The sequence below is a fragment of the Sphingomonas sp. UYP23 genome, assembly GCF_054059235.1.
Map to the genome: position 1 here is coordinate 1,608,874 of NZ_JBSSBX010000001.1, position 11,127 is coordinate 1,620,000.

General features: G+C 63.9%; 5 protein-coding genes, 1 tRNA gene and 2 rRNA genes (1 of these 8 only partly in view). 3 read left to right on the forward strand and 5 right to left on the reverse strand.

Translation table 11 applies throughout. The features are described from left to right. Positions 1–183 precede the first annotated feature (183 nt). Genes ACVWYO_RS08010 through ACVWYO_RS08020 form a run of 3 tightly spaced genes read left to right on the forward strand, consistent with a single transcriptional unit; the run spans position 184 to position 4,446 of the window. Positions 184–864, forward strand: coding sequence for an ABC transporter ATP-binding protein (locus ACVWYO_RS08010; protein WP_457349691.1), 681 nt, complete (start codon positions 184–186; stop codon positions 862–864). Further along, positions 854–3,382, forward strand: coding sequence for an FtsX-like permease family protein (locus tag ACVWYO_RS08015; protein ID WP_457349693.1), 2,529 nt, complete (start codon positions 854–856; stop codon positions 3,380–3,382). The genes ACVWYO_RS08010 and ACVWYO_RS08015 overlap by 11 nt, the downstream gene beginning before the upstream one ends. Beyond that, a complete protein-coding gene (locus ACVWYO_RS08020; protein WP_457349695.1) occupies positions 3,382–4,446 on the forward strand; it encodes a lipocalin-like domain-containing protein in 1,065 nt (354 codons plus the stop codon). Before ACVWYO_RS08015 ends, ACVWYO_RS08020 begins: the two co-directional genes overlap by 1 nt. A gap of 152 nt (positions 4,447–4,598) precedes the next feature. Here the strand turns inward: ACVWYO_RS08020 and ACVWYO_RS08025 are convergent, their stop codons facing one another. From ACVWYO_RS08025 to ACVWYO_RS08045, 5 genes are all read right to left on the reverse strand, one after another. Further along, positions 4,599–5,984 (reverse strand): DUF1501 domain-containing protein, encoded by a 1,386-nt coding sequence (locus ACVWYO_RS08025; protein WP_457349697.1) that lies wholly within the window; start codon positions 5,982–5,984, stop codon positions 4,599–4,601. 1 nt (position 5,985) lies between these two features. Further along, on the reverse strand, positions 5,986–7,698 hold the full coding sequence (locus ACVWYO_RS08030; RefSeq protein WP_457349699.1) for a DUF1800 domain-containing protein: 1,713 nt from the start codon (positions 7,696–7,698) through the stop codon (positions 5,986–5,988). 409 nt (positions 7,699–8,107) lie between these two features. After that, positions 8,108–8,184 (reverse strand) — tRNA-Met (locus ACVWYO_RS08035). A gap of 102 nt (positions 8,185–8,286) precedes the next feature. Beyond that, positions 8,287–8,401 (reverse strand): 5S ribosomal RNA (gene rrf / locus ACVWYO_RS08040). Positions 8,402–8,584: 183 nt separating this feature from the next. Continuing rightward, positions 8,585–11,127 (reverse strand): 23S ribosomal RNA (locus ACVWYO_RS08045) (it continues 255 nt past the right edge of the window).

The window sequence follows — 11,127 nt, forward strand, 5'->3', positions numbered from 1 at the left end:
GGCGCGGTCGCGCACGAGACCGGTGCGCGACAGGTCGCCCAGACATCGCAGCGGAGCGAGGGCGCAAATCTGGGCGCCCGCGACGCTGAGCGGAGGAATCGGTCGACGGACGGCATCACCGTACGGGGCGGCAGCATCGTGAATTGATCTTGTCGCCAAAGCAGCAACCGACGACAAACAGGAATGCCTGATCGTGTCCTCCTGAGCGTGCGCGCGCTCGCCAAAAGTGTCCCTGGCCCGCGAACATTATTCCGCGAACTCGGTTTCACGGTTGCTTCGGGGGAGATCGTGGCGATCACCGGCGAGTCCGGTGTCGGCAAGTCGACATTGCTCAACATCCTCGCCGGGCTGGACGACGCCGATGCCGGCGAGGTGGCGATCGAAGGCGTGGTGCTCGGCCGCCTCGACGAGACTGCGCGCACGCGGCTGCGGCGCGAGCGGATCGGTTTCGTCTTCCAAGCCTTCCACATCTTGCCGTATTTGACGCTGCAGCAGAACGTAGCATTGCCGCTGGCGCTGGTGTCGCCCAACGCCGCAGCGGCGCAGCGCGAGGCGACGGCCTTGCTCGCCGCCGTCGGGCTCGATGGCCGCGGCCAAGGCTATGCCCGCGACCTCTCGGGCGGCGAGCTGCAACGCGTCGCCATCGCGCGCGCGCTCGTCCACCGGCCAGCGTTGATCCTCGCCGACGAACCAACCGGCAATCTTGATCCCGAGACTGCGGCGCGCGTGCTCACGCTGTTTGCCGGAGCCGCGCGTGACCGCGGCGCAGCCGCGGTGCTGGTGACCCATTCCGACGCGACCGCGGCGATCGCCGATCGCGTGCTGACACTGACCTCCGAAGGCCTGGTCGCGCGTGCGCGCTGAGCGCGGCCTGTGGTCGGGTCGGCTCGCGCTCGGCTGGCTGATCGGCGGCGAGTGGCGATTTCATCCTGCCCGCTTCCTGGTCACCGCCGTGGCGATCGCGGTGGGGGTCGCGCTCGGCTTCGCGGTGCATTTGGTCAACGGTTCGGCGCTTGCGTCGTTCAACAGTGCCGTGCGCGGCGTGAACGGCTCTGCCGACCTGAGCGTGACCGCGACCAGCCGGCTCGGCTTCGATGAGCGGCTGTACCCACACGTTGCGCTGGCCGCAGGGGTGGCGGACGCAAGTCCGGTCGTGCAGCTCGATGCACGGATCGGCACGGCGCGCGTGACGCTGCTTGGCGTCGACGTCCTGCGCGCCGCCGCGGTGACCCCGACGCTGATCGGTATCCGCGCCCAGGGGCCGGATGCAGACAGCGCCGCAGCGTTCGACGAGACGACGGTCTTCCTGTCGCGTGCCGCGCTGGCGCGCAGCGGCGCGAAACTTGGGGCAATCGTCACGATTGCCGCAAACGGTCGCGCGGTGCCGTTGCGAATTGCCGGAACGCTGCCCGCGCTCGCCGACGACAGCGCAGTCGCGGTGCTGGACATCGCCACCGCGCAGTGGAAGTTCGACCGGCTCGGACGACTCGACCGGCTCGACGTGAAGGTCGCCGATCGCCCCGCGGCGGACGCTGCGCTCGCCCGGCTGCTGCCTGCCGATGCCGTGATCTCGACCGCGCAGGCGCAGACGAAGCAGGGGGATGCGCTGTCGCGCGCCTATCGCGTCAATCTCGACATGCTGGCGCTGGTCGCGCTGCTGACCGGCGGGTTTCTGGTCTACTCGACGCAATCCTTGTCGGTGGTTCGGCGCCAGCGTGCCTTCGCGCTGCTGCGCACGCTCGGCATGCCGCGCGGCGCGGTGATCGCCGCGGTCGTGGTCGAGGGCGTGGCGATCGGCATCGTAGGGTCGGCCGCGGGACTGGCGGCGGGCTATGGCCTGGCCTGGACCGCGTTGCACTGGCTGGGTGGCGATCTTGGAGCGGGTTATTTCGGCGGGACAGGGTCGGGCGTGGTGTTCCAACCCGCTGCGGCGGTCGGCTTCTTCGTGATCGGCCTGCTCGCCGCGGTCGGCGGAAGCGCGGTGCCGGCCCGGGTTGCGGCGCGTGCGGCGCCCGCAGCGGCGCTGAAGAATGCCGGCGACGTGCTCGATCCACGGCAGCGCGCGGCGTGGTGGCCGGCGGCGGCGTTTCTGCTTGCGGGCGGCGCGGTATCGCTGCTGCCGCCGGTGGCGCACTTGCCGCTGTTCGGCTTTGCCGGGATGGCGCTGTTGCTGGCGGGCGGCATCGCGGGCGTGCCGTGGTTCGCGCGGACGCTGCTCGCGCCGTTCGCCCGCCGCGCGATCGGCAGCGTTCCGCGTCAACTCGCGATCCGGCACCTCCACGGCGCACCGGGCGAGGCCGCCACCGCGCTGTGCGGGATCGTCGCCTCGACCGCGCTGATGATCGCGATGGCAACGATGGTGACGAGTTTTCGCGGCGCGGTCGACGACTGGCTCGGCCATGTGCTGAGCGCCGATGTGTACCTGCGCACCAATGCGGGCGCGAGCTTCGACCCCGCGACGCGCGCGGCGCTGACTTCGACGCCCGGCGTCGCGCGCTTGGCGTTCGGACGGCAGCTCTCCGTGACCATCGCGCCCGATCGTCCGCCCATCACGCTTATCGCGCGGCCGCGGCGCGGCATCGAGGATTCGCAGTTCGTGTTGATCGCCCGGGCGGGCGCGTTGCCCACGGGAATCCCGCCGATCTGGGTGTCGGAACCGGCGCAGCGACTTTACCGCTGGAACCCCGGCGATGGGATCCGCTTGCCGATCGGCGGCGGTACGCGCTTCGCAGTGGCGGGTGTGTGGCGCGATTATGCGCGGCAAGGCGGGGCGGTGCTGATCGACGAGGCCGACTATCAGCGGCTGACCGGCGATACCGGACGCGACGAGGCATCGGCGACACTCGTGCCGGGCAGCGACGCGGCGGCGGTGATGCAACGGTTGCGTGCCCGCACGCCGCCCTCGCTGCGCGGACAGGTCGATATCACCCAGCCCGCGACGCTGCGCCGCTTCGCGCTGACGCCGTTCGACCGTAGTTTCGCGGTGACCTATCTGCTCGAGGCGATCGCGATCCTGGTCGGGCTGGCCGGTGTTGCGGCGACCATGTCGGCGCAGACGCTTGCGCGGGAACGCGAATTCGGGATGCTGCGCCATCTCGGCCTGACGCGCGGCCAGCTTGGGGCGATGCTGGCGACCGAGGGGGCGATCGTCGGCCTGACCGGCGCGCTCGCCGGGATTGGGCTCGGACTGGTGCTGGCGCAGGTGCTGATCCATGTCATCAACCCGCAGTCCTTCAACTGGACGATGGCCACACGGATCCCGCTCGGCACCCTGGTTGCGGTTGCGGCGGCGCTCACCGGCGCGGCGGCGGCGACAGCCGTGGTGGCGGGCTGGCGCGCGACGTCACGCAGCGCAGTGCAGTCGGTGCGGGAGGATTGGTAATGCGCGTATCCCCGATCGTTGCGCTGCTTGCTGCGGCGAGCCTGACCGCGTCCGCGCCGCTGCCCTATCCGGTAGTGAAGCCTGGCATCGCGTTCGCCTTCCCACGCGATCACGGCGCGCATCCGCAGTTCCGGACCGAATGGTGGTACGTCACCGGCTGGCTGCGGACCGCCGATGGCGCCGACCTCGGGTTCCAGGTTACCTTCTTCCGTACCCGGCCGCCGGTCGATCCGGCCAATCCAAGTCGCTTTGCCGCCGGGCAAGTGCTGTTCGCGCACGCCGCACTGTCGGACCCGAGGATCGGGCGGCTGCTGCACGGCGAACGATCTGCGCGGGCGGGATTTGGCTTGGCCGCCGCCGCCACTGCCGATGCCGACGTCACGATCCGCGACTGGCGTCTCCGGCGGACTCGCGACGGCCGCTGGGAAACGCACGTGGCGGGCCCCGATTTCACCTTGGCGCTTGCCTTTGCGCCAACTCAGCCACCCCTGCCGCAGGGCCAGGGCGGCTATAGCCGCAAGGGACCGCAGCCCGAGGCGGCAAGTTATTATTATTCGATCCCCCACCTCAAGGTCTCGGGCCAGGTGCGCCGCGGTGGCGCGCCTGTCGCGGTGACGGGCGAGGCCTGGCTCGACCGCGAATGGTCGTCCAACTACCTTCAGCGCGACGCGCAAGGTTGGGACTGGACCGGTCTCAACTTCGACGACGGCAGCGCCCTGATGGCCTTCCGCATTCGGCGTAGATCGGGCGGCACGCTCTGGGCGGGCGGATCGCTGCGCCGCGCCGACGGTACGACGATCGTGCTGGGGCCCGGCGACGTGGCGTTTCGCACGCTGGCACGCTGGCGCAGCCCCGCGACCGGCGCGGTGTATCCAGTGATGCAGGAAGTCAGCGTCAGGCTATTGGATGGCGTCCACCGATGGTCGCTCACGCCGCTGTTCGCGGCGCAGGAACTCGATGCGCGACGCAGCGGTCTCCCGGTCTATTGGGAAGGGGCCGTGCGGACGCCGCGTGGGCGTGGGTATCTGGAGCTGACCGGATACGACCGGGCGCTGACGATGTGAGACTGGCGACCGCTTCGCCAAAGCGGCCGTAACATGTCGATGAACAGAGGGCTTAAGTCGGAAGCCCAAGCGTGTCTGCATCCTGCAAAATGGCACATCGCGCCTGAATCGCCTGACGCCACTCCAAACGCCTACGCAGACTGTTCCTGGATTCAGACGAAACCGAGATTCCACGACGACGGATTGTAATTGCCCATGTTCGGCAACACCGTCGTCATGTCGCTGGTGGGCACGCCGAACCAGCTGGCCAGTGTGGACGCATACTGATCGACAGAGATCGTCGGCAGCAGCCGACCTTGCCCGACATCGTCGGGGGTGCCGTTGCCGATCGCAGGCGGCGTGCCGTAGATCTTCTTGCCGTTGACCGCCCCGCCCATGACGAAGTGCATCGAGCCCCAGCCATGATCGGCACCGCTGGTGTTCGACACAAGCGTGCGGCCGAAATCGCTCGCGGTGAAGGCGGTGACTTGGTTGGACACGCCAAGCGCGACGGTCGTGTCGTAGAACGCCCGCATCGCATCGGCGACGAGCCCGATCTGCGTCGGATGCGCGGCGGCGAGGTTATCATGCATGTCGAAACCGCCGAGCGAGACGAAGAATACCTGCCGCTTGGTACTCAGCGCCTGCGAGACCGAGATCATCTGCGCGACGATGCGCAGTTGCAGCGCCAGCGCGTTGGTCGTCGGGAAGAGCGGGAAGTTCGCCGCCGGGGCGCTCGCGAGGGCGTTCGAAACCTGGCTGTAGAGGCTCAATGCCCGCGCGCTGACCTTGCCATGTTCGTTGGCGAGGATGTTGCCGGAGGACGCGGTCATCAGCGTGCGCAGCGTCGCGGCGGCGGTGGTCGAACCATAGAGGCTCGTCGCGTTGTTGATCAATGCGGTCGGACCACCGGTGCCGATCGCATATTGAATCGCCTGTTTGCCGGCGAGATACACCGCATTGCCACTCGCGTTGACGCATGTAAGCGTCGCGGTGCCGTTGCTGCTTTCGAACAGGTCGCCCATCCGCCCGCCCCAACCCGAGGTCGCGCCTTCAGGGCTCGATGCCTGAAAATAGCTCTGCTGGTCGTTGTGGCTGAACAATTTGGGCGGCAGCCGGACCGAAGCAGCGCTGTACTGCGCCTTGGTAGTCGGCTGGACGAGCGTGCCGACGTTGAGCGCGACCGCCAACTTGCCGGCATTGAACACTGGAAGCAGCGAGGCCATTGCCGGCGCCATCGCATATTGCCGGCCACCAAGACTATTGGTCGGGCTGAGCGCGGTCGCCGCCAACGCGTCGCGGGCGAGCGCGATATTCGAACGCTGCGCCTGATAGAGCGCATAGCTCGCCGCGTCGTAGGGCGGCAGCGTATTGGCGTAATCGTTGCCGCCGTACAGGAAGATGCAGACCAGCGCTTTGTAATCGCCAGCAGTCGCTGCCGCCGCCTCGCCGATTGCGCCGAGGCTGGTCACGAAGGGTGCCGCGACGCCGGCGAGACCCACTTGCGCGGAGCGTCGAAGGAACGCGCGGCGCGATTGATCGTGATCGAAAACGCTCATGTCACTTCACCGTCAGATAATCGGGCGACGCAAGCGCCAGGAGGATCGCGATCTGGACGCGTGTGGTCGGCCCGTTGGTCGCGGTCGTCGCGATGCTGTCCACCGCGCTTCTGATCGCCGCGACAGTCGTCGTCGACAGCTGCCCTGCGGCCAGGACCGCGTTGATCTCATCGACCAGCGCTGCGCTATCCGACGCCTTGGTCAGGATGTCGGTATAATCGGCCTTCACATCGCCGATCCCGCTGGCCACCAAGGTCTGCATGAAATTGACGTAGGCGACGACGGACTGTTCGTTGGTGATCTGAAATTCGGGCGCGACGAGCCCCGCGGTGGCGATCGCGGTGTCGGGCGGCGTATAGCCGGGGCGGAACCAGTTGAAGACCGTCTGGCTGCGCCCCATCGACTGGCCGAGCCGCGTCGTGGTGCTCGAGGTGTCGCCGATCGCCCAGGCTGCGGTGGGCGATGCGACATTGTAGGCGCGCGCCCAGCCGGTCAGCCGCATGACGGGCTCGCGCAATTTTCCGGCCGAGCTCGCGGTCAGCGTGGAATCGTCGCGCGCTTCGGTATCGAGCAGGATCGCGCGCAGCACCGCCTGCATGTCGCCGCGCACACCCTTGCCATTGTCGGCGAACACCGCTGCCACGCGCCCGACATAGCCCGCCGAGGGATTGCTCGTCACCAATCGCTGGATGAGCTGTTTCGAAACGAAGGGCGGCACGTTGGGATGCGCGAAGATCGTGTCGAGCGCGGTGTTGACCGCCGCCATTCCCCCGCCGGACACGCTGATGCCGAGGAAGCTCGCAGTCCCGGTCTCGTTGAGCGAGGCGTTCATCACCAACGGCATGCGGTATACATCGGGCGTGGTGGTGGTGGTCGACGCCAGCGAAAGGCCGGTGAAGACGCGGGCGAGGCCCGAAACGTCGGCCTGCGTATAGGTCTCCAGCGGAGTGCCACCCGCAGTCTTGACGCTCCCGTCCAGGTTGAGCTGGTAGAGCCCGAGCGCGAACAGCTGCATCAGCTCGCGCGCGTAATTCTCGTCAGGCTGCGATCCCGTTGCCGCATTGGCCTTGCGATTTCCGAGGAAGGTAAGGAACGATCCCATCGCCGCATTGGTGGTGATCGCGCCCATGATCTGGCGATAATTGGTAAAGGCTGTGTCGAGCAGCACGTCGACATAGGCGGCCGTGGCGAATGCCTTCCAGTTGAGGTTCACCCCGTTGATGCCGACGACCAGGATGTCGAGCAGCGCCATGCCGACGCGCTGGCGCAACTGGTCGCGGTCGGAAATCATCCCACGCCACATCGTCGGATCGAAGCCGTTTTGGGTGTTGACGTTGGCAGCGGCATTGTAGCCGTTCGCTATCAGCCAGTCCCAATGCGTCGTCGTCCGCGCCATCGCGAACTGCGCGGTCAACCAGCCGCTGAAACCGGTCGACACAACGTCGGTGACCATGGCGCGGGTTGCGCCCATCGTCGCCTGCGACAGAAAGCGGCTCGCCTGGAACGGCGTAATCGCCTGCGTCACGACGGTCGGGGTCGACGGGCCGGCAGGGGCGCTGCCATCGCCGCCACATGCCGCCAACGCGACGGTGGGGGTCAGCGCGCCAAGCGTCTTGAGCAGGGCGGATGTATCGATCCGGACGGAATCGCTATCGGAATTCGCGTCGTGATCGTCATCCGGGCGCCGCAAGGACACCGCGTTCGAAATACCCATTCAGATGACCCCCGCCACGTCTCGGCGTTGTGCCTTTACCGCGTGGTTGCGCAAGGGCAGGCGCGGCCAGCGGAATAGAATGCGCGCCTAATGGCGGCTGTCGACGCCAGCTCGCGCGATTTCAACCGCGTTCGCCCGTTGCTCGATGATAGCCTCACACATCAAGCTGCGCCCACGGAGCGGCATACGCGCGTCGGCCAAGCCTGCTGCCAGGCACCCTTCAGGCCTCGCTTACGGTACGTCTGCCGACGGGAGACCCGCCAAGATTCCCCCTCTCGCGAAAACGACGTCCTGGGTTTTGGCGGGATCGATGGAGACACGCGAAGCGCCTGTTAGACGCGCCCGACCGCGGCAAGCGGGCACAAAAAAACCGCCTCGGGAGATCCTGAGACGGTTTGGTGTGTCGGTTTGGTTGCGGGGACAGGATTTGAACCTGTGACCTTCAGGTTATGAGCCTGACGAGCTACCGGGCTGCTCCACCCCGCGACAGGGTGTTGTGTGTTTTGCTCGCAAGCGCGAGCGGGGTTTAGATGACATGTGATGGGTTCTCATGAGAGACACGAACGTTTTGTGTTCACCGGCTTCAATGCCTGGCGACGACCTACTCTTCCATCGCTTAAGCGATAGTACCATCGGCGCAGTCAGGTTTCACGGCCGAGTTCGGGATGGGATCGGGTGGGGCACTGACGCTATAGCCACCAAGCAATGGAGCCAGTGAACAGCAAAAGGTTCGGGTTCTCTGGAAGCCCCGCCTTGCGGCGGAGCTCCTAAAATCGGTGCACGTTTACGACAATCTGAAGATGGTAGTTGTTAATCAGGCGTTGCATTTGATCATCCGCCATCTGTGACGTGCTGGTTACCCAGGATTGTCATTGATGGTGGGACTCTCAAGCGCGAATAGAGCAATTAGTATCGGTTAGCTCCATGCGTTACCGCACTTCTACATCCGATCTATCAACGTCATGGTCTCTGACGGCTCTATGAAATCTTATCTCGAGGGAGGCTTCCCGCTTAGATGCTTTCAGCGGTTATCCCGTCCATACATAGCTACCCTGCTGCGCTCTTGGCAGAACGACAGGTACACCAGAGGTATGTTCAACCCGGTCCTCTCGTACTAGGGTCAACTCCTCTCAAATTTCGACGCCCACGGCAGATAGGGACCAAACTGTCTCGCGACGTTCTGAACCCAGCTCACGTACCACTTTAATTGGCGAACAGCCAAACCCTTGGGACCTGCTCCAGCCCCAGGATGTGATGAGCCGACATCGAGGTGCCAAACAACCCCGTCGATATGAGCTCTTGGGGGTTATCAGCCTGTTATCCCCGGCGTACCTTTTATCCGTTGAGCGATGGCCCTTCCACGAGGGACCACCGGATCACTATGACCGACTTTCGTCTCTGCTCGACTTGTCAGTCTCGCAGTCAGGCGGGCTTATGCCATTGCACTCTAACAGACGGTTTCCAACCGTCCTGAGCCCACCATTGCGCGCCTCCGTTACTCTTTAGGAGGCGACCGCCCCAGTCAAACTACCCGCCACAGAGGGTCCCTGATCCAGTTTCATGGATCGAGGTTAGACATCAGAAACAAACAGGGTGGTATTTCACCTATGGCTCCACGTCAGCTGGCGCCAACGCTTCATAGCCTCCCACCTATGCTACACAGTTTCTTCCTAATGCCACTCTGAAGCTGCAGTAAAGGTGCACGGGGTCTTTCCGTCTAACCGCGGGAACCCCGCATCTTCACGGGGAATTCAATTTCGCTGAGCATGTCCTGGAGACAGTGGGGAAGTCGTTACGCCATTCGTGCAGGTCGGAACTTACCCGACAAGGAATTTCGCTACCTTAGGACCGTTATAGTTACGGCCGCCGTTTACCTGGGCTTCATTTCAGAGCTTGCACCCCTCCACTTAACCTTCAGGCACCGGGCAGGCGTCAGGCCCTATACGTCGTCTTGAAGCCGACTTAGCAGAGCCCTGTGTTTTTGCTAAACAGTCGCTACCCCCTGGCCTGTGCCCCCCAACAGAGCTTGCGCTTAGTTGGGGCCTCCTTCTTCCGAAGGTACGGAGGCAATTTGCCGAGTTCCTTCAGGACACTTCTCTCAAGCGCCTTGGTATACTCTACCTGACCACCTGTGTCGGTTTCGGGTACGGTCTATACGGTGGGGCTATTTCCTGGGACCTCTTCGAAGCCTTCCCAATCCAATAAGGGAAGACAACACACGAGATCCGTCACACACCACCAGGTCACGGAATATTAACAGTGTTCCCATCGACTACCCCCTTCGGGCTCGTCTTAGGGGCCGACTCACCCTGCGCGGATTAGCCTTGCGCAGGAACCCTTGGTCTTTCGGCGAAAGGGCATCTCACCCTTTTTATCGCTACTCATGTCTGCATTCGCACTTCCGATACCTCCACGACCCATTACCAGATCGCTTCACAGGCTTACGGAACGCTCCGCTACCGCGTACCATAGAAATGGCACACCCTAAGCTTCGGTGCGTGTCTTGAGCCCCGTTACATCTTCGCCGCAGAACCTCTTATTTAGACCAGTGAGCTGTTACGCTTTCTTTAAAGGATGGCTGCTTCTAAGCCAACCTCCTGGTTGTTTTGGAAGTTCCACATGCTTTCCCACTTAGACACGACTTGGGGACCTTAGCTGTAGGTCAGGGCTGTTTCCCTTTTGACGACGGACCTTAGCACCCGCCGTCTGTCTCCCGGATAGTACTCTTGGGTATTCGGAGTTTGGTTAGAGTTGGTAGGTCTCGCGACCCCCGCATCCATCCAGTGCTCTACCCCCCAAGGTATTCGTCCGAGGCACTACCTCAATAGTTTTCGCGGAGAACCAGCTATTTCCCGGCTTGATTGGCCTTTCACCCCTAAGCACAACTCATCCGGTAACTTTTCAACGTTAATCGGTTCGGACCTCCAGTGCGTGTTACCGCACCTTCATCCTGGTCATGCATAGATCGCCGGGTTTCGGGTCTAATACATCAAACTCTGGCGCCCTATTCAGACTCGCTTTCGCTGCGCCTACACCTAACGGCTTAAGCTTGCTTGATACATTAAGTCACAGACCCATTATGCAAGAGGTACGCTGTCAGGCCTCAAGGACCCTCCAACTGCTTGTAGGCAATCCGTTTCAGGTACTGTTTCACTCCCCTCATCGGGGTGCTTTTCACCTTTCCCTCACGGTACTAGTTCACTATCGGTCGCATACGAGTATTTAGGCTTAGAGGGTGGTCCCCCTATGTTCAGACAGAATTACACGTGTTCCGCCCTACTCGAGTCCTGATGTTTCATTTTCGCATACGGGGCTGTCACCCGCTATGGCCAAGCTTTCCAACTTGTTCTGCTAATTCACCATCAGGCACTGGCCTGCTCCGCGTTCGCTCGCCACTACTAACGGAATCTCGGTTGATGTCTTTTCCTC

What these genes read in the sequence shown, in the direction of transcription:
- ACVWYO_RS08010 (WP_457349691.1), top strand. Translation starts at nt 184, where the DNA reads ATGCCTGATCGTGTCCTCCTGAGCGTGCGCGCGCTCGCCAAAAGTGTC.
- ACVWYO_RS08020 (WP_457349695.1), top strand. Translation starts at nt 3,382, where the DNA reads ATGCGCGTATCCCCGATCGTTGCGCTGCTTGCTGCGGCGAGCCTGACC.
- ACVWYO_RS08025 (WP_457349697.1), bottom strand. Translation starts at nt 5,984, where the DNA reads ATGAGCGTTTTCGATCACGATCAATCGCGCCGCGCGTTCCTTCGACGC.
- ACVWYO_RS08030 (WP_457349699.1), bottom strand. Translation starts at nt 7,698, where the DNA reads ATGGGTATTTCGAACGCGGTGTCCTTGCGGCGCCCGGATGACGATCAC.